The organism is Arthrobacter sp. 05N425 (assembly GCF_056397125.1).
Genome location: NZ_JBFTMU010000005.1, coordinates 83,075 through 102,036, shown reverse-complemented (window position 1 = coordinate 102,036; position 18,962 = coordinate 83,075). Strand labels below are relative to the sequence as shown.

At 64.9% G+C, this 18,962-nt stretch carries 18 protein-coding genes; 2 read left to right on the top strand and 16 right to left on the bottom strand.

Translation table 11 applies throughout. From position 1 onward, the window contains the following. The first annotated feature begins 283 nt into the window (after positions 1-283). Positions 284-703, top strand: a complete 420-nt coding sequence (locus tag AC1DGE_RS09655; protein WP_476909165.1) for an ester cyclase — start codon at positions 284-286, stop codon at positions 701-703. A 164-nt stretch (positions 704-867) separates the two neighbouring features. Here the strand turns inward: AC1DGE_RS09655 and AC1DGE_RS09650 are convergent, their stop codons facing one another. From AC1DGE_RS09650 to AC1DGE_RS09640, 3 genes are all read right to left on the bottom strand, one after another. Further along, entirely contained in the window at positions 868-1,950 is a 1,083-nt protein-coding gene (locus AC1DGE_RS09650) for a glycerophosphodiester phosphodiesterase family protein (RefSeq protein WP_476909166.1), read from the bottom strand. A 146-nt stretch (positions 1,951-2,096) separates the two neighbouring features. Then, on the bottom strand, positions 2,097-2,570 hold the full coding sequence (locus tag AC1DGE_RS09645; RefSeq protein WP_476909167.1) for a hypothetical protein: 474 nt from the start codon (positions 2,568-2,570) through the stop codon (positions 2,097-2,099). A 59-nt stretch (positions 2,571-2,629) separates the two neighbouring features. Beyond that, positions 2,630-3,388: a DinB family protein gene (locus AC1DGE_RS09640; RefSeq protein ID WP_476909168.1), complete on the bottom strand. Its 759-nt coding sequence runs from the start codon at positions 3,386-3,388 to the stop codon at positions 2,630-2,632. Between the two features lie 312 nt (positions 3,389-3,700). On the opposite strand from AC1DGE_RS09640, the gene AC1DGE_RS09635 reads away from it, so the two are divergent. Beyond that, positions 3,701-4,081, top strand: a complete 381-nt coding sequence (locus AC1DGE_RS09635; RefSeq protein WP_476909202.1) for a VOC family protein — start codon at positions 3,701-3,703, stop codon at positions 4,079-4,081. A 174-nt stretch (positions 4,082-4,255) separates the two neighbouring features. On the opposite strand, the gene AC1DGE_RS09630 is transcribed toward AC1DGE_RS09635, so the two are convergent. From AC1DGE_RS09630 to AC1DGE_RS09570, 13 genes are all read right to left on the bottom strand, one after another. Next, positions 4,256-5,149 (bottom strand): potassium channel family protein, encoded by an 894-nt coding sequence (locus AC1DGE_RS09630; RefSeq protein WP_476917365.1) that lies wholly within the window; start codon positions 5,147-5,149, stop codon positions 4,256-4,258. A gap of 16 nt (positions 5,150-5,165) precedes the next feature. Beyond that, positions 5,166-5,846, bottom strand: a complete 681-nt coding sequence (locus AC1DGE_RS09625; protein WP_476909170.1) for a dTMP kinase — start codon at positions 5,844-5,846, stop codon at positions 5,166-5,168. A gap of 246 nt (positions 5,847-6,092) precedes the next feature. Next, the gene (locus tag AC1DGE_RS09620) at positions 6,093-7,709 is read right to left on the bottom strand and encodes an alpha-amylase family glycosyl hydrolase (RefSeq protein WP_476909171.1); all 1,617 of its coding nucleotides are present in this window, start codon (positions 7,707-7,709) and stop codon (positions 6,093-6,095) included. A 120-nt stretch (positions 7,710-7,829) separates the two neighbouring features. Next, complete coding sequence (locus tag AC1DGE_RS09615; protein ID WP_476909172.1) at positions 7,830-8,486, bottom strand: TM2 domain-containing protein; 657 nt, start codon at positions 8,484-8,486, stop codon at positions 7,830-7,832. A gap of 501 nt (positions 8,487-8,987) precedes the next feature. Beyond that, a complete protein-coding gene (locus tag AC1DGE_RS09610) occupies positions 8,988-10,385 on the bottom strand; it encodes an excalibur calcium-binding domain-containing protein (RefSeq protein ID WP_476917364.1) in 1,398 nt (465 codons plus the stop codon). 69 nt (positions 10,386-10,454) lie between these two features. Continuing rightward, positions 10,455-11,372, bottom strand: a complete 918-nt coding sequence (locus AC1DGE_RS09605) for an HAD family hydrolase (protein WP_476909174.1) — start codon at positions 11,370-11,372, stop codon at positions 10,455-10,457. Beyond that, entirely contained in the window at positions 11,369-13,981 is a 2,613-nt protein-coding gene (locus AC1DGE_RS09600; protein WP_476917363.1) for a phosphoribosyltransferase domain-containing protein, read from the bottom strand. Before AC1DGE_RS09600 ends, AC1DGE_RS09605 begins: the two co-directional genes overlap by 4 nt. After that, positions 13,978-15,159, bottom strand: coding sequence for an HpcH/HpaI aldolase/citrate lyase family protein (locus AC1DGE_RS09595; protein ID WP_476909176.1), 1,182 nt, complete (start codon positions 15,157-15,159; stop codon positions 13,978-13,980). The genes AC1DGE_RS09600 and AC1DGE_RS09595 overlap by 4 nt, the downstream gene beginning before the upstream one ends. Positions 15,160-15,196: 37 nt before the next feature. After that, positions 15,197-15,754 (bottom strand): hypothetical protein, encoded by a 558-nt coding sequence (locus AC1DGE_RS09590; RefSeq protein ID WP_476909177.1) that lies wholly within the window; start codon positions 15,752-15,754, stop codon positions 15,197-15,199. A gap of 269 nt (positions 15,755-16,023) precedes the next feature. Continuing rightward, a complete protein-coding gene (locus AC1DGE_RS09585; RefSeq protein WP_476909203.1) occupies positions 16,024-16,566 on the bottom strand; it encodes a TerD family protein in 543 nt (180 codons plus the stop codon). 8 nt (positions 16,567-16,574) lie between these two features. Further along, positions 16,575-17,093, bottom strand: a complete 519-nt coding sequence (locus AC1DGE_RS09580) for a hypothetical protein (protein ID WP_476909178.1) — start codon at positions 17,091-17,093, stop codon at positions 16,575-16,577. Positions 17,094-17,127: 34 nt separating this feature from the next. Beyond that, positions 17,128-18,324: a toxic anion resistance protein gene (locus AC1DGE_RS09575; RefSeq protein ID WP_476909179.1), complete on the bottom strand. Its 1,197-nt coding sequence runs from the start codon at positions 18,322-18,324 to the stop codon at positions 17,128-17,130. A 31-nt stretch (positions 18,325-18,355) separates the two neighbouring features. Further along, positions 18,356-18,937, bottom strand: a complete 582-nt coding sequence (locus AC1DGE_RS09570; protein ID WP_476909180.1) for a TerD family protein — start codon at positions 18,935-18,937, stop codon at positions 18,356-18,358. Positions 18,938-18,962: the final 25 nt, after the last annotated feature.

Below are 18,962 nucleotides of genomic sequence, written 5' to 3'. Positions count from 1 at the left end.
TTCACAACGACGGCTGGTGGGCGGCCTATTCCCTTGCCGTAGCTGGGTGTCGGACCCAGCCAAAAAGCTGTGGCCGGAGCATCTTGACACCTTCAAAGCCCGGGCATACCTTCAGCCTTAACGAGGCGATTCGCCCCTTCTCCACTACTTAGGCACAGGTTTTTCCGGTGCCGCATGCCCGGGCGCTCCCGGAACGGAGCCTCGGCTGCGTCGGCTGAGCGGGCCGCGCCTGGCCACATGCCTGGGGGATCCAATTCGGTCTCTCGCCTACTAGGAGCAGGAAATGTCGGAGGGTATTGGACTGATAGAGCGGTTTTACAAGGACGTCGTGGAGAGCGGAAATCTTGCCCTCATTGATGAGCTGGCGACGGACAGTTATGTCGATCACGAGGAAGGCCTTCCCGGGCAGCCGTCCGGCAAGGACGGCGTGAAATTCTTCGTGAACACCATGCGGTCCGCCTTCCCGGACATCAAGGTCAAGGCGATTGAGCCCTCAATGTCCGCCGGCAACATGGAAGCATGCCACGTGATCCTGACCGGGACCCACCGCGGCGAGATGGCCGGCATCCCGGCCACGGGCAAGAGCGTCGAGTTCGACTGCACGGACATCATCCGGGTCGAGGACGGCAAGGTGGCCGAGCACTGGGGCACCACCGACAACCTGGCCCTCATGCAGCAGATCGGCGCGGTGGCCGTTGGCTGAGCGGCACCCACGCACGACGGCACCACCGACGACGGCGGCCGGACCGGCCGTCGTCGGGATCAGAACCGTTGGGAACAGAACGGTTGGGATCAGAACCGTCGCAACAGAAAGGCTGCCCACGTTTTCCTTGGGAATCGTGGGCAGCCTTTCGTGTCGGCGGTGTCTCAGGCCGCGGGCGCGTACGCCTTCGGGAGTTTCAGGCCGCGCTCGTCCATCACGGTGCGCAGCCGGGTGGGGTAGTCGGTGATGAGGCCGTCCACGCCGAGGTCCATCAGCCGGTTCATGTCCGCGGTGGTGTTGACAGTCCAGGGGATCACCGGCAGGCCGAGGTTGTGGGCGTCGGCGATCATTCCCGGGGTGACGGAGCGGAAGGTAGGGGAGATGGCGTCGTAGCCTTGGGCGGCCGCGGCTTTGGCGAGGGATCCGCCGTAGCTGTCGATGTCGATGCCGCCGAGGTTGGCGCTGGCGCCGGGCCGGCCGACCTCGAGCCACGCGTCTCCGCTGGAGAGGGCGACGAGCGGCAGCTCCGGGGCGAGCTGTTTGGTCAGGTTCAGCGAGGACCAGTCGAACGACTGCACAGTGGAGCGGTCCGCCATGCCGGAGGCCTGGATCTCGGCGACCACGGCCTTGGTCAGGGCCACCATGCCCGGGCCGCCGGCCTTGCCGTCCTCGACCTTGGTCTCGATGTTGAAGCGGACCTTGCCAGCCTCGGCGTCGCGCGCCAGCTGGAAGACGTCCGTGAGCTCGGCGATCCGGTTGCCCTCGATCACGTCCTGTTCGGGAAAGCCTTTCAGCTGGGTGAAACCGCAGTCCAGCGTCTTGATCTGCGCGAGCGACAGGTCCGCCACCCGGTCCCCGACATACGGGAAGGCGGGATCACCCGGGGCGGCCGGCGCGGCGTCCTGGCACTTGTCGGCCTGGATGGTGTCGTCGTGCCAGACGATGATCTTGCCGTCGGTGGTCAGGTGGGTGTCCAGTTCCAGGGTGCTTACGCCCAGCTTCAGTGCGTTGGCGAAGGCGGCCAGGGATTCCTCGGTCCACTCGCCGCGGCCTCCGCGGTGCGCCTGGAGGTCGAAGGAGCCGTTGCGCTCGTTGGTCCTGACCTCAGAGGTTGCGGTTCCCGCAGCGTTCGACGCAGCGTTCGACGACGGCGCGGAGCCGGCGTCGTCGTTGGGAGCGGCGACGGCGGGGCTGGCCAGCGACGCAATAAGCGCGGCGGCGGCCGCGGCAGTCAGGACTGTGCGCATGGTGATGGTTCCTTCCGGGGTACGGATACCGGCGTTGAGCCGAAGACCCGTCCACGCTAGGGAACGCAGGTGGACCGCCGTGTTCCGGAAGCTGGACTCCGGGTGAACTGTGCGCGCCGGCTGCCGAAGGCCCGGTTCTCGGGTGGCTAGACGCCGGTGGCTCCCGTGTCGGTTCCGCTCAGGGTCTCGATGTAATCCAGCGTTTTGGGGCTGACGTGCCGCACCGCTGCGAGGGCCTCACGGAGAACGGTTCTCCTGGCCGGGTCAGACAGGGCGTCCCGGAGTTCCATCACCGTGTGGATGCCCTGGCCCTCGAACACGCAGGTGATTTCCTCCATCTGGGCCAGGCGGCCCGGAGAGGGCCAGTCGATCACGTCCGAGAGCTTCCCGGTATCGAGTCGCTGGCGGAATCCGCTGGTCGTGGCGGCGTCCGGCCAGGCCGCAACGAGGGCGTCGACCCTTGGTTTGACGGTCTCGTGGTAGTTCTGCCGACGCTGCAACGTGGCGTCGACAATGATGGCCCCGATGTGGTCCCAGCCGCGGCCGACGTCGGTCGAGGCGTCTGTGCCGGGTGAGGCGGCTGGCGCCGGAAGGTTGGCGGGATCATTGTCCATAGTCATAAGTGAATACTTCCACGTGCCGGTGAAGAGTGCGTTCGCGTCAGCCGGGACAACGGTTTCTAGGTGGCGGCCCCCGCCTCGATCGCGTCCAAGTCCCGGACGGCGTAGCGGTGGTGCTCCCATTCCTCGTTGAGGATGGTGTGCAGGCAGGAGCGGACGGTCACCGGTTGGTCGGGGGCCCACGGATTGCGGCGGCCCGCGGCCAGGTCTGCCGAGGTGACTGTGGCGAGGTAGTCCCGCACCATGGTTACCTTCTCTGCCCGGACCTCAATCACTTCGTTGTAGGACGGTGTGACGTTTGAGAAGACGGCGAGATCGTACCCGTCGGTCTCATACTCGGCGTTGGGTTGGCCGATGGGGTGGTACGGCTGTTCCAGCTCGAGGATTCCCCGGCCCAGCCACGTGTCCGTGGCCATCACCAGGTGGCGCAGGGTCTGGGCGAAGGACCACTCGCCGTCGACCGAGATATCGACTGTGCCGGCCGGCATCGAAGCAACCCGCTCCAGCGTCGCCTGCCAGGTCCGCTCCATGGTGGCCCAGGCTTGCCGGAGCCCGTCCGGGTCCTGGGCGCGCCTCCCGGCCCGGCCGGGGAATCGGCGGTTGAGTTCCGCCTCCACGAAGGGGACGACGTCGACGCCGTTGACGTACAGGGTGTTCCCGGCCTCGAGCAGCCACGGGGCGTCGATGTCCGCCCCGGCCGCGTCGACCGCGCGCATCACCGCGCCGGACAGGTCGGAACGGACGAACCGGGCGCCGCGCAGGTTCACGTCGGTGAAGTGTGCGCCCTGGAGGTTATCTGTCTGGGTGAAAGCTGCCATGCGAGCACTCTGCCACGGCTGCGTCGGTCGCGCAGCACCTGGGCGGAGTTCCGTGGCGACAACCGGCACTCCGGGGATGCTTTGGGTTTACCGGTAGCCCATTTTCCGCAGGACCGGATCGGTCCATAATGGCCACATAAGCTTCGGGGACCCCTCGCGCCGGCGATGATGTAGCGCGGCATCGGAGAGTCCCAGGTGGCTGCCCCGGCTAGGCGCGAGGGGCGGTCACGGCTCCGGACCATGATCCCGGGGACCGAAACCGGGGGGAGCTACGCCATCACTGCGGTCATCGACGCACTGAAGGGATTCATCATGTTCAAGGATTCAAACATCATGGCTGTCCTCCCCGCGAAGGACATCAACAGGGCGAAGGAGTTCTACCGGGACAAGCTGGGCATCGAACCCGCCGAATCCATGGAAGAGGGCAGCGTGATGTACAGCTGCGGCCAGGGAACCCGCTTCCTCGTGTACCAGACAGAGAATGCAGGGACGGCCAAGAACACCCAGATGGGCTGGGAAACGGACAACCTCGAACGCGAGATGGAGGAACTGCGAGGTCGCGGCGTCGTCTTCGAAGAGTACGACTTTCCCGGCCTGAAAACGGAAAACGGCGTTGCCACGGCGTCCTGGGGGAAAGGCGCATGGTTCCTGGACAGCGAGGGCAACATCCTCAACATCGCCCAGCGCTCGTAGGCAGGAGTCCGGCACCGGTCAACGACTCATAACACCCCCACCCCCGGCAACGGAGCCGGAGGGAACCGGACCGCGCCCTCAAGGCGGGAGCCGGTTTCGAGCCTGACGTCGCCCCTGGACAGGGCACCGAGCGCGCCCACAACAGCAGCGTTCGCAGCGGCGGCTGCCCGCACGCTAGTTACTGTCGGGTTTCCTGCCCCGAAGGTGGCGGTGGTGCAGCTCGTAGCTGTCGAACACGTCAGAAGAGGTGGTTCCCGAATGGCCGAACTTGCCGCGAAGAACGTCGGCGAGTCCATCCAGCGCGGCGTGGAGCATCCGTCCGGCGAACTGGAGTTCAGGGTTGTCGCTGCGTTGGGCCTGGGATGCCAGTTCCTGGGCGTAGGCGACTGTGGCCGGCAAGGAGCCGCGCTGCTCGGCTTCACGGAAATAGTAGGTTTCATGGAACGCAAGCAGATCGATGCTCACAAGAGCCACGTTTCCGGCCATTGACTCCAACAACGCGGCGGCATGCGTGGGTTCCACGGACAGTACACCCGCAGGACCTGCAGCCTCCCTGAACAAGTTCAGCTCGTGGGCAAGGGCCCTGCGGCGGTTAAGGGCTGGGTACATCTGCAGGATCCAGGTGACTGTTGCTGTCAGCAAACCGAAACCTGTGACGGCCTGAAGTGCCACAACCAGCCTGAGCAGCGGATGCGCTGCCACGATGTCGCCGAACCCCACGGTGGAAAGAGTGACCAGGGAGATGTAGAGGGCTTCGGCGAAGTCGGCCCGCAGGGGGACCCCGGCTCCGTAAACAAAACCGTCCGTCAGGTGCGGCAAGTAGAGCAGGGCCCAGCCGATGGCCGCGAGGCCCGCCCAGGCGCCAATGACAGCCGCCATGGCCAACGGCGCTGCGATGAAGGAGCCCCGGCCCCGCAGCTTTCTTGACGCCAGCCAAAACCCCCGCATGATCGCCCGGCCCACAGGACCGGAACCGTGGGGATAAAGCAGCGTTCGAAAGACGTCAACGAGCATCAGCAGAACCAGCCCGGCCCCTAAGACTGTCCAGAGCGTGTCCTCAAAGTCCATGCCTCATCTTATGGGCCTATCGCGACGGCGTGACGGGCCGGTCGGGTGGACCGGGGCCCAGGGAGCGGGTGAGCTCCTGCCAAACCGTCTCCGCGATCTGCCCGGAAGACTGCCCGGCGTCGATGATGACAAAGGAGGGGAAATCGTCGAGCTCCCTATAGCCCTTGTCGAAGGCCGCCAGGCTCTCCAGGTCCTCGGTGTCCGTGCCCCGCTTGACGATTCTGCTCAAGGCAAGGTCAGCCGGCACGGCGAAGTAGAACACAGCGTCCGGGGCGGGAAGCAACCGCAGCAGCCAGGGCAGGAAACGTCCCGGGCCCAGCCCCTTCACCCGCTTCAATGCCAGCTGGCAGTACAGGTACCGGTCCATGATCACGATGCCGGAAAAGTATCTGGCCCGTAGATGGGAAAGCAGGACGTTTGCGCAGCGGATGGACGTTTCGGCAGCGTCTAACAATCCGGCGGGAACGGTCAGGCCGAGACGGCTGGACCATGCGGTCATTTTGCTCCGCCCGCAGGGATTCTTCGCTACGGTCGCGCGCCGTCCGGAGCCCACCAGCCGTTGGGCAAGCAGTCGCGCCGCCGTGGATTTGCCTGCGCCGTCGATGCCGGCAAGCACAACCACCACGGCAGGGCGGGTCCCGGACAGCCGCCGCGACGGGGACGCTTCGGTGGAGGTGGCGGCCAGGGGAACGTTCATGGGGACCTGCTTCCAGTCAGTTATTGAACCAACTGGAGGTCTCTCCCGGCCGAAGTGATCGGCCCTGCCCGCCGGAGTGTACTGGGACACCCGTATTGACGACGGACCGGATCTGGGGATACTCCCCTCCGTACGTAATTAGTGAAGCACGGTACACCCGCTGAGGGAAAGAGAGCGTGCCGCCCCCGGCCCGGCCTCGGGGGAGGGCCGGGGCAGTACGACGGTTGCGTCAGCCCCTCGGCGCCATTAGCGAGTCAGTATCCAGGCAGCGTTGTTCGGCCGCAGCCAGCCGTCCTGCTCCAGCGGCGCCGCGCTGAGCAGCACCGTGCCCGCCGGCAGGCGCACCGGTTCCGTTCCCATCGCGACGGCGACCAGGAAGTGCTCGTTGCGCTCGCAGACCAGCAGGTTCCCTGGCTCCACGTGCCAGGTGCCGCCGTCGTTTGCGGTGAAGACCTCGTTCTTCCACAGCTTCCGGCGCAGCGCTAACGCCGCTTTGGTCAGGTTCAGGACCGACCCGGCGTCCTGCTCCTGCGGTTCGACGGCGTGCTTGCCCCAGCCTGCGGGGAGCGGCAACCAGGGCTCGGAGGGTGGTCCTTCAGCGGTGCCGAGTGCGAAGCCGTGGTGCAGCGCTGGATCCTCGGTCCAGGGCAGCGGCACGCGGGCCCCGTCGCGGCAGACGCCGCCGCGGGCCCACATCGGATCCACCCGGGCCCCCATCGGAACGTCGACCTCGGGCAACCCGAGCTCCTGGCCCTGGTACAGGTACGCAGGACCGGGCAGGCCCAGCAGGGCCACCAGCGCGGCGCGGGCCCGCATCGCGCCGACCTCGCCGCCGCCGAAGCGGGTCATGGAACGGACAATGTCGTGGTTTTCCAGCGCCCAGGTGGGGGTCGCGCCGTGTTCCCGGCGGGCAGCCTCAAGCTCCTTCCCGACGGCCGCCCACGCCTCCGGGTCCCAGCCGAGCTTCACAAACGCGAACGCAAACGCCTGCTGCATCTCGTCCGGCCGGGTGTAGCGGGCGGCCCGGCCCGGTTCCAGGTTCACCTCGCCCACCAGCAGGCGGTGCGGCTCGTACTTCTCGGCCAGGGTGCGCCAGCGGCGGTAGACCTCGTGGACTTCCTCCTGGTCCGAGACCTGCGGGTTGGACCGCAGCCCGTCCACCACGCCGCCCGTGGAGGGCGAGTCCGGCAGTCCGTCGGCCTTGAACAGGGCATGCGCGACGTCGATCCGGAGGCCGTCCACGCCCTTGTCGAACCAGAAGCGCAGCACGCCGTCGAAGTAATCGCCGACGGCGGGATTGCGCCAGTTCCAGTCCGGCTGGCCGGCGGAGAAGAGGTGAAGGTACCAGTCGCGGTCTGTCGCGGACGAAGGATTGGCGCGGCTCCAGGCTCGTCCGCCGAAGACGCTCTGCCAGTTGTTCGGGGGAGTGTCGGCGTCGGAGCCGGCCACCAAGTGGAACATCTCTCGCTCCGGCGAGCCCGGCGCGGCCGCAAGGGCAGCCTGGAACAGCGGGTGCTCGGAGGAACAATGGTTCGGAACGACGTCGAGCAGGATCTTCAGGCCGAGCGCGTGGGCCTGCTCAAGGAGCGCCTCGAACTGTTCCATGGCGCCGAACAGCGGGTCCACGCCGCAGTAGTCGGACACGTCGTAGCCCTGGTCCACCTGCGGGGAAGGCTGAAACGGGGTCATCCAGATGCCGTCGACGCCGAGCGAGGCGATGTACGGAAGTCGGTCGGCCAGCCCGGCGAGGTCGCCCACGCCGTCGCCGTCACCGTCCGCGAACGAACGCGGATAGACCTGGTAGATGACGGCGGACTGCCACCAGGCTGTGGGAACCAGCGTCGTTTCCTCAGCGGCAGTCATCGGCTGACCGATGGCTTGCTGCAGCCCGGAGTTCGGCCTACAACGATTCGTCGCTGGAAGATTCGCACCATACTGACCACCGTTAGGGCTCCGATCACACCGCCTGTACCCTCAGTAACCCTACTTGGTTACGTGAACCACCACGGCTTTGCCAACAGGCTGCGTTGCGCCTGGGTTATCAATTCCGGTAACCGTCCAGTTGGTTAGCAAGAGGACTGTCTTGCCCGTGGTGGAGTTGTAGATGACGTTTTCAAATCCCAAAGCGGCCAGATCCTCGTCGAGGGCCTGAGCGTTCATGCCCTTAACTGCAGTCGGAATTTCGGCCGTCTGGGGTTTGACAGGTGTAGCAGGTGCAGTCGCCACGGGCGCGGCAGCGATTGGAGCCGCTGGCGTGGACGTCATCGGGGCCGTCGCGGACGTCGAGGCCGCTCCGGCGCGGCTGGCATTGATGACGATGCTAAGGAGCAGGAAGGCGCCCGTGACGATCAACGCAACCTTCTTGTGCCTGTCGTAGCCTTCCAAGGGAAGCCCCTGCTTATCGCGGATCTTGTTCGCCAGCACGAGGACGAGGTCTATCAGGGCCCAGATCCCTAGACCGCCGAAGGTGACCAGCTTGGCGACGCCGGATCCGATCTTGCCCAGATAGAAGCGGTCTACGCCGAGAACTCCGAGAAGGAGGGAAAGCAGCCATGTTACGAGAAACGACTTGTCGCTCTGCTGCACCTTCTCATAGCTGAGAGCCGGCGGATAAGGGGCGAGGTTGGGGGATTGGCTCATGAGAGTCCTTTCATAGGACACCTGACCGACGTGCGGAGTGAAGCGGGCGGGGTGGGTGCGGTGATGAACGGTGGGAGTGGTCCTGGCGTGCGGATCGCGGACGCGATGCATCGTGCTGGCAGCTAGTCACATGCAGATTCGCTTCCCCAATAGCGCCGCGGGCGTAGATACCCGCAAAGCGCATGTTACACGCAATATGTGAGGCCAAATCAATCAGGCCGAAAAATGACTCCCGTGTCGTATTTTGGGGAAATTACTGCGTCATCAGTAATCGGCTGGGTGGTACTCAGAGGGGCAGTGATCCTAAATAAGGATTCTCTGTAGTCGTGTTGGAGCTACTCGGTTCGTAACATCAGAATGCAGACCCGGTTCCACTCAAAGCGAGTAACACTATTGCCCTCGGTCGCCGGTTTACGGTTCAAGCGCGGCCTTCATATGGCAGGACTCATCGGATCGAGCATTAGTGTTTCGTACGCAGAAGCGGTCCTGTCAATTTCCTTACTACTCGCACGCGACGCCGTCGCCGTCCCGGTCGAGCTTGCTGCTGTAACCTGGCTGGCCCAGGTAGATTGGCGCGGCCCCGGCTGCCCTTACAGCGGTGCAGTTGGCGTAATACACTGCCGCGGGTGCGGGTGCGGGTGCGGGCGGTACGTACGGAGCAGGTGCAGGAGCGACGTACCGGGGCGCCGGAAGAGGTTTCACCGGCGCCGGAACAACCACAGCGGCTTTTGCCTTGGGTTTAGGCGTCGTTGAAGCCTTGGCGGCTGCCACCACGGCGACTTTCTTCTCACTGGTCGGAACCAACTGGTCGGTGCAGTCCTCCAGCACGCGGGCCATGGCGTCGTGCTCGGTCTGCGTCACCCACAGCTTGTAAGTCGCCTTAACCGAAATTTGTCGTGCCACGTAACTGCAGTGGAAAGTCTCGTTCGGCGGCAGCCATGCCGCTGCGTCGCTGTCACCCTTCTGGACGTCGGTCGGCCCGTCTGTTGCCTGAAGGTTCAGTGGGTCGTTGGCAAAGGCCATCCGCTGAACGTCCGTGAGTTTCTGCGCGCCCTTCAGCCAAGCATCGCCCAAGGCGACGACGTGGTCGATCTGAACGGATTTGCTCGTTTCGGGACCACGTTGGAAGTGGATTGTCATGGCCGTGTAGGGGTCGGCCAGGTCTCCGCTCTCAACCTTGCAGGTCGAACCTGCGGTGAGAGCTACGTCAGTCAGGTCTCGCTTGAGGATGTCGTTCCGGGTGTCGCACCCGTTCCGGTCTACATCTGCCCAGGCCGGACCGTAGGATGCGCGGGCGCCGTATCCGAGCGACGCCTCCGTTTCCTTGACGGGAAGAGTGGCGAGGAGATCGAGTGCCTTGGTGGCGTACGCAGGTTGGCTCTTCGGCGCCTTGTAGCTGACGCCTTTGGCGAGTTCGGTAACCGTGTCGGGGTCGAGTGGTTCGCCCGTGTCCGTCGGCGTTGGAGTGGGGGTGGGAACGGCGGAGGGAGTGGCGGAGGGCGACGGGGACGCGCTGGCGGCGCGGTTTGCTTCCTCTGCTGCTCGTTTTTCGTTCTCCGATGCCGCCTGGGCAGCAATGCTTTCTGCGGACCGGTGCGGCAGCGTGATTCCGCCGACCACGAAGAGCACCAGAGAGCCAGCCAGAACGATACCGCCAACTTTTCGGCTGCCAGGCAACCTTGCCCACGAGCGGCGGCCTGTGACCACGACGTAAAGACCCGTCAGCGCAGCCAATATGGCGAGCAATACCATTGCTCCGCCCACTCCGCTGCTGCCAGCGCCCAGCGCTATGGCACCCAAAGCCAGAGCTCCGACAATGAATGTTGAGATTTTCGGCTTCCGCGGCTGCATCGCGTAGTACGAATCCGGCTTACCCTTTAGGCGTCGGTAACTCTTCATTTGTATTCCCCATGTATTTCAGCCCACCAGCGACGTCGCTGGGGGCCAGACCTATGACGCAATTCATCGTCATAGGGAGTATAAGGTCTCTCCTTGATTTCCCAGCACGCGCATGGCACGTGATGCTTCGCCGCTTGCGAAGATGCTGGTCGAATTTCCCGTTCCAGTCAGGACGCCGTGAAAAAACCGCGCGATCTCTTCGCCCGCCAGCAGGCCGGACGCCGATGTGACGGTCAGGTTTGGCCGGGAGAATCCGTCGCTTTCGAGTTCGCCATGCGCTGGGCGGATGGCGACGTCTGCCAACTCGAGGAACCCGGCATCCAGCCGGGAGTCACCGGCAGCAACGAGCAGTCCGGCGCCGGTTCTGCGCCGGACTTCAGCCACGGCGGCTTCCTTGGTTATCGGGGCAGGGACGCAGTAAAGCTTTCGCCCCTGCAAAGACGTTGTCCAACCGCGGGCATCGCACCAAGCGCCGAGCTCGTCCAGGTAATCGGCGGGCAGCGCCTCCCGGTCAACGATCGAGTAGGCAAAGTAGTCCTCGGCGGTCCGGACCCTTAGGACTGCAGGGTCTGCCGCTCCTCCTGTGAGATGGCCCAGCACGACGTCCAGCGGCGCGCAATCCGACCCCAAAGATCGCTGGATATGGCGCGACCAGTCGGCGTCCGGCTCGCCTTCGTGCAGTAGGACGGCCCCGTTGGTGGTCACGGCGTACCCCTGCCCCGCTCCTGGCAGCTGCACCCGGGAGAACTGGGCCTGGGTGCGGGTGGTGACGGGCACGAAGACGCTCTGCTCCACGACCCCCTCCAGCAGCCCTTCCGCAGCCCGGGTCATGAAGGAGAGCGGGGCTGCGTCGTAAACCTCGGCGACCACCATGCGTGGCGCCAGATGGTCGCTACCCACGAGCGCCATCGAATTCGCCGAATAGATCAACGTGCGGTCCAGGTCGCTGGCCACCATCACCGTTGCGGCGCTTGAAAGGCCGCTCATACGTCGACCACCGCCTTGCCATCTGCGCCGGTCGCTCCCGGTGTGTGGACCGGGTGGATTAGTCCGACGCAGTTGTAAGCCAGGCCCGGAACTTCCAGCACCTCGACTCCGCGCTGTTCGGCCAAGTGCAGCACGTGGGCGAGCTCGGGCACAGCCTCCGGACGCACCAGTACCTTCCATGGCACGCGCCGGAGCAGCACCCTGGTGGTTTCGCCGACACCCGGTTTGACCAAGTTCACGTTGTTGATGCCGTAGCTGCGGCTGATGTCCTCGACGGCGGCCCACCCGGACCAGTCTGCTTCCGGCAACGCTGAAATATCCGACGGCGCGTGGGCTGCGGTTTGCAGGACGTCGTCGCGGACATCGGCAAACCGGGCCGTGACGGCGGTTAGGAAGTCGTGGGAGACGTCGCTGCCGGAGAGCTCCGAGTAGAACTTGGCCCCGTGGAAATCGCCGGGCCCGATCAGTGCCTTGTTGAACACCGTGCGTGAGACGAGGCCGGAGACGGTCGAGTTCAGGCAGGCCGAGGGGACTAGATAGTCCTCCCGGGTGCCGAAGATCCGGACGCAATGACCTGGATCGGCGAGGACGGCAAGGTCTGATCGGAACTCCGCCCGGTCAGTCCTCCCGAAAAGATCGACGGCGGCGGCGAGTTCGCGCGCGATCGCTCCCTTGCCGGTCCAGCCGTCCACGAACATGATGTCCTCCGGGCGGTGCCGGGAGGCGAGATAGCCGAGAGCAGTTTGGTCGATACCGAGACCACGCACGATGCTGATGGCATAGTGCGGCAGCTCCAAGCCGTGGACTTCCCACGCCCAACGCTTCATCAGGATGCCGACGGGGGTCCCGGCGCGGGCAAGTGACACCAGAACTGGCGCGTTGCCGCGCAGCTTGAGGACTTGCTCGGTGAGCGTTCCGACGGCGTGGGCGATCCGGACGGCGGTACTCTCCAGCGCGGACTGGAACAGTGCGCCGTATTCGGGCGAGGGTTCGAACTCTTGCGGCAACGATTCGGCGTAGCTTGCCTTGCCGGACTGGATCGCTGCTTCACGCTCTTCCTTCGGAGCTTCCAGCTGCGCAGAACTCAGATCCTTCAACAGCCACCGCACATCCTCGGCCGGATAGGAGCCAAAAGCGGGGCCGACCAGTGGCGTCGGGAATGGCGCCTGGACCGGCAGGAGGACGAGCCTGACATCGACGGCGGCACCTGCAACGGCCTCGGCAATCTTGCCGGGCCCCAATAGTCCGGCAACCCCGGCACCGGGCTCCGCCATGATGAGCACCGTATCGAAGCGTCCCTGGGAGTGCGTGAAGTTGTACGCAAACCGCGGCCCGGCCCCGTCCGCGGAGTCGTCGGCGCTGCCAAACGCAATCGCGGAACGGACCGCATATCCCGGTTCGTCCAGCGCGGCGATCGGTGAGCGGGTGCTGGTGGAATAGCGGATGTCTGCTTCGGGGCACAGGTCCTGGAGCCTGGTGGCCACCGCCAACGGCAGCGCCATAAATTCCTCGGTGGCCAGGACCAGCACCCGGCGGCCGGCACCGGCGCTGCTGCCCAGGGCGGCGGCGAGGCTGTCCGAGATGCGGGCAGCCTGCTCCGGATCCGGACGGCCGGCAATGCCGAAGCGGGCGCTGCGGATTGGCGGAACGACGCCGTTGAGGTCCAGCAGTTGAACCTGGCCCGGGGTGGGGGCTGCTTTGGGCGGGAGTGGGAGAGTGCCGATCAGCTTCGCCGCGTCGGCGGCGAGAGTCTCCGGCAACTCGATGTTTCCCTGTGCCAGCGCCACTGCGCTGATTCGGGTGCCGAGCTCGCGTGCCAGCTCACCGAGGCGGTCCCGGTCTGCCGGGGTGCGCAGGTCCACCAGTGAAGCCACGACGTAGTGGCGGTGCGGAGCGGTGCCGTGCAACTCGCGGATGGTATTGATGATTGTGGCGCCGGTGCTGAGCTCGTCGTCCACCAGGACCACGGTCTCGGCCTGATTCAGGGCTGCACGGCTGGTTGGCAGCAACTGATGGGAGGTTGCATGCGAGTGTGCTTCCTCGAAGGCCCCGTACGGCTCGATCCCGCAGCTGCTCTGTCGGGTGGAATGGATGTAATACGTGCCCAGTTGTGCGCCTACCAGCTGGCCCAGACCGGTGGCAGTTTCCGCGTAACCGATGGTCACGACGTCGGGCGCTTCCACTTGTTGTCCGGCGACCAGGTTGCACAGGGCTGCCACGGCGGCCATCCGGTTGGACCGTTTATCGCGGGCGGGCGCAGTCCCGGCGTCCGTCGGTGCTGCGGGACCCAGCAGGCGGCCCAGCCTGTCGGCGGCGTCGTCGATGACGGCAGTCAGCGATCCGGTGTCGGCTGGGAGCAGGAGTTCGCGTCGGACCAGGAGTCCCAGCAGCCGGCCCGCTGACGTTACGATCCCGGGTTCGGTGGGGACGTGCTTGGCGAGAACCCGGGAGACCAGCAGGTGGGCCCGTTTCGGATTACGCCGCAGCGCTAATCCGACCAGTGCCTTTACGGGCAGCACGCTGGTGCCTGGGTCTGAGGTCACGTCGACGCCGAGGGCGTCGGTTACGTAACTGCCGCTCCAAGGGGCATCCGTGGAGAGTTGCGTCACCGCATGCTCGCTTCCAGTAGTTCGACAAAGTTGACTCCGGGTCTCGCAACCCCGAAGGCTCTGGCCCGCAGCAGTGTGCGCTCCGCCCAGGCGCGGTGAGGCTTCAGCTCGTTCATCTTGTTTCCGTAGGACGACGCCTTCACCCCGCCCCCGGCGTCCCCGGCGATGTCCATGGCGTCGAGGTATTCCTCGTGACTTACGACGCACATGGCGTGTACCACCGGAACGTGGGTCGGGTGGATGACCGTCTTTCCCAGCAGCCCGTTGGCCAGGTCCAATTCGATTTCCCGGATCAGGCCGTCCAGATTGTCCATGAGGATGCGCTGACGGAGCTCGACCTCGTTGGCGGCCTCGAACGGCGTGGACCGCAGTTGCGGCCGCAGAACCCGTTCGGTGTTGACGAAGTGTTCCCAGACCGGGCCGGAGATGACCCAGCCGTCATTCGGGCGGCCGAAGATGTTTACGATGTCGCCAATGATGTTCGCGACGACCTTGACGTTGTAGATGGTTAGATCGCGGGAGCGCCGCAAACCAAAGGCACTGGACATGTCGGTGGCACCGATTCGAACGCAGAGCACCAGATTCCGGAACTCTTCGACCAGGGCGAGGTTATCCGTCAGAACCCGGACGCGTGACTCCAAGTGGGTTGTCGACAGGTCCTCTATGATCGGCATCGCCATCAGGCGCTGTTGTTTCGGTCCGCCGGTGCGTCCGGTCTCGTCGTTCAAGAGCTGCAGCGCCGCGAGGAAGGCCCGCCCGCGTCCTGTTTCGTTCTCAAACTTGGGCAGGACGAAACCGTAAACTACCCCGAGGGCGGCCCCGGCGCGTCGGCCGATATCGAGCAGCTGTTTAGGAGTGCGGCATCGGATAAAGATCAGCGGGAGCTCATCCGGGTCGTCCAGTGCCAACTCGGCCAAGGCAACGAGCAGGTTCTCCTCTGCGGCGGGGACGTCCTGGTCAGGGACGGCGTCCTCGAGGCAGATGACGATGCTGAGGCACCCGGCCGCGGCCTGTTTCCGGATTCCGTGCGCCAGCGAGCTTCTCGTGGCTGGCGAGTAGAGGGTGGCCCCCAGAGCGACGGCCAGAAGGCCGGGGCTGGAGGTGCGGTGGAGCTGCTCAGGGCGCTTGTGAAAGAGCCGATCCTTTACGGATTCGGCCAAGGCATGGAAGTGCTGCATCGTCCCCCAGTGGTTTGCAGTGGTGCGCGCTTGAAAATCAGCGGCTCAGGACCCGTTGGTCCAGCGGGATAGTCATGGTGAAGCCGAACATCGCCCAGATGGCTGCGTCCGGGGCGTCCGCGGGCACGAACTCTGCGCGGAGCTCAAGGACCGAGTCAATCCGCGCGACATACAAAACGCTCCGCAAGCCCGTTTCGCTTCGCGCGGCGACGGCGGCGGCGGCGCCGTCAAAGACCCCGACCGTCAGCGGCATCTCTCCGGCGACGAACAACGCGCGGCGCAACAGTCGGACGTGCCGCAGGGACACGATGCCGGCGCCGTCCTGGACCCCGACGAGGGGCCGGTTTCCGGGAGTAACGACGGCGGCCCCGGCGCTCACCCCGTCCGAGTGGTGAGCGCCAGCGGAGAGCTGTTCATCCTCCCAGGCTGCCGAACGAACCCCCGCAATTAAGAGGGAGCCGATCGCGGACTGGCGCGGGTTGAGTCGAACAACCGGGTTCTCTGCGTCCAGTTCCCGGAGGCTGCCGAAACCAGGTGCCGGGAACAGCAGTTCCGACGCACTCGGGGCAGACCGGGGACGGGTTGTTGCGGCCACGTTGGTGCGCCCTGGCCGTGCGGCCGCTGGGTCGGCGAGCGTCAGTCCGGCGGACGATGCAACGCCCGCGACGACCGTGGGTCCGCCGGACGAGGCCGTGGAGGGGCCGGCACCGAGCGTTAGCCCGGTCGATGGCATCGGGCGGGCGCCGGAAACCGGGGCAGTATTCCGCACAGGCGGCTGCGTGGGCTCAGGCTCGGCAACGGCCTTCCTGCGTCGGCTGAGGTATCCGATGTCGGTCCGTACCGCGGTTCTGTTCAACGCCATAGTTAGAGCTTCAACTTGAAGTCGGCGGCGACGGCTGCGAGCCCATTCTCATAACCTTGGCCGAGGGCACGGAACTTCCAGCCTCCCGAGTGGCGGTAGAGCTCACCCAAGATCATGGCGTTGATCTTGTCGAGGTTCCCCCGGGGCACCGTGAAACGAAGAAGCTCCCGGTTAGAGTCGGTCGCGACCCGCAGATAAGCGTTCTTGACGGGCCCGAAGGTGCCAGGCCCGCGAACATCCGGATCCACGTAGAGCAGGACCGCGATCTTACTGACGGACTCCGGCACGCGGTTCAGGTCGACGTCGACCTGTTCCTGATCTTCGGACCCTGCGAAGGAAATACTGCCATCGGGGCTTGCGATCTGGTTGAAAAAGACGAGGTGGTCATCCGAAAGGGCCCGGCCGTCCTTGCCGCACATGATCACCATGGGCACTAGCTCGGCTTGCGGACCACGGCTCGGGATAACGTCCCAGCCGATCCCCAGTAGTACCTTTTCCAGCCCAGGGTTCTCAGCTGTGAGGGCGGCGTTGCTGCCCGCAACCATTGAAGCCACTAGTGTCCTTCCAAGTGAAGACCATCGATATCAAATTTGTCCCGGAGGAATTGGCCGTGGACTGCCAACTCCGTGATGGCACCCGTGCGGACCTGGTTGTCCAGGTTCCGGACGGTGGAATGGAGCACTTCAAGCTGCTCCAGCAATACCGTCGTGTCAGTGGAACCGTCGGTCCGTGATGCAGCGCCCAGCCTCAGGTAGGCATGTAGCGGCGACGGCAGGTAGTCAGTGATGACGGCGTCCAGTAGGACGCGCTGTTCGGTCGACGCCCCAGACCGGGCTATGTAGCCGATGAGGGCGCGCAAGATGTCCACAATCTGGAGCACCTGAGACACCACGAGCGGGGGCAGCCTGGCCCCGTTGGTCAATACAGTCCGACGTAGCTCTTCGAGCGCGGCTCCGGTGATTGTCAGTTCGTCTCCGGCCGAGTCGTTTGCCGTAGGAGCGGCGCCTGGAGCGGCGGCGGAGCGGGGTGCCGCTCCGCCGCCGAACAACGAGCCCAAGAAATTTGCGACCATAGCCTGTAAGCCTATTGCTTAGGACTGACGGCCACTAATTCCCCTCCTGCTGCCGCACCCTGTCCAGGTACGGTCGGGCCCGCTCCAGCCCGGTTTCGAGGGCATGCACGGTGCCTTCCATGCTCTTGTTTGCTTGGGACCGGAAGGTGTCGATGGCATCCATCGTCTGGAAGACGTTGTCGAAGGCACGTTGCAACGTCTCCACGCTGACCCCGGAACTCGCCGCCTGCTGGTGGATCCGCGCGGTCTGATCCTTGAGCATTTCGCTTGTCTTGAGGATCATGTTGTTCGTCGTTGTATTGATGGCGTCGATCTGGTCCAGCACCATCTTCTGGTTCGCCAGGGCTTGGGCGACGATGACGGCCGTCCGCAACGCGGAAATGGTCGTCGTGCGGGCACGTTCCACGCCCTTGATCAGTTCGGTGTTGTTCTTGCGGATCATGTCGATGGCGAGATATCCCTGGACCGAGACTGCCAGCTGGGTCAGGATGTCCTGGTGGCGCTGGCGGATCGGATACAGCACGTCGGAATCGAGTTTGCCCGCCTCTTCGATCTGGCCCTGCATCTTCATCTCGTCGATCTTGCTTGCCGTGGCTGTGTCCAGGGCCTTGGCAAATACCGCGTACTCGCTGAGTCCCTGCATGGTTTCCCACAGCTGGGTCTTTTCCTGTGCAAGGGAGGCGTTGTCCTTTAGCAGCGCATCCTGTCCCGCCATCAGGGACTTGATGATCTTGTCCAGCTGGGTCTGCGCGCTCTCGTACTTCTGGAAGTACTTGGCCAGCTTGTTGCCGCCCGGGATGACTCCAAGGATCTTCCGGCCTACGCTCAAATCGGCGTTGTTCGGAGTCAGGTCTTCCACGGTGGAGCGGAGCTCACCGAGCGTCGAGGCAACCTGCACCTGGGCGCTGCTGCCGGACTTCTTCGCACCGGCCAGCGAGGTGGACGACCGCTCCAGGAGCCGGCTCGAGGTGCTGGCGGATGCCACGAGCTGCTGGCCGCCGAGCCGGTTGATGCCATCGATCTTGCTGGAGTATTCGGGGCTGAACGGGCTCAGGGCCGACACTTCAGTGATGAAGGCACGCGCCTGGGCATTGATTTCCTGCTGGCGCTCGGCCGGGACCGGCACCATCCCCGGTGCATCGTCTTCCTTGACGATGCTCGGAGCCTCCGGTGCGTTCAGTACGAGCGGGTTCGCGGCCGACGTCTCAGGCGGCGTGAGTTGCATGCTCATTGTTGCGTCTCTCTTTCTGTGTTCTCGGGGCTTAGCCGAGGTGAACGCCGAAGTCCGCGGCGATGCCGGCGAGGCCCGTGGCGTATCCCTGGCCCACGGCTTTGAACTTCCACTCGCCGTTGTGGCGGTAGAGCTCTGAGAAAATCATGCAGGTCTCCGGCGCGGCATCTTCGCTCAGGTCATAGCGGACCACTTCGGCGTCGCTTTCCTGATTAACCACGCGGCAGTAGGCAGAGCGCACCTGGCCGAAGTTCTGCCGGCGGGTGTCTGCCTGGTCAATCGAAACGACAAAGACGATCCGCTCAACGTCAGCACCGACGGCTGAGAGCTCGACGGCGATCACTTCGTCGTCGCCGTCGCCCTCGCCGGAGCGGTTATCGCCCTTGTGGACCACCGAGCCGTCGGCGGCCGCCGGCTGGTTGTAGAAGATGAAGTCCGCGGAGCTGCGGACCTTGCCGTCGGCGCCCAGCAGGAGTGCCGAGGCGTCCAGGTCAAAGGCATCACCCGTGGTAGTGCGGGGATCCCAGCCCAGCCCCACGAGAACCTTGCTCAGTCCCGGATCGGTTTTCGTGAGCGAGAGGTTGCTGCCTTTGGTAAGCGTCAGTCCAGCCATGGGTTGTTCTCCTTAATCAATGAGC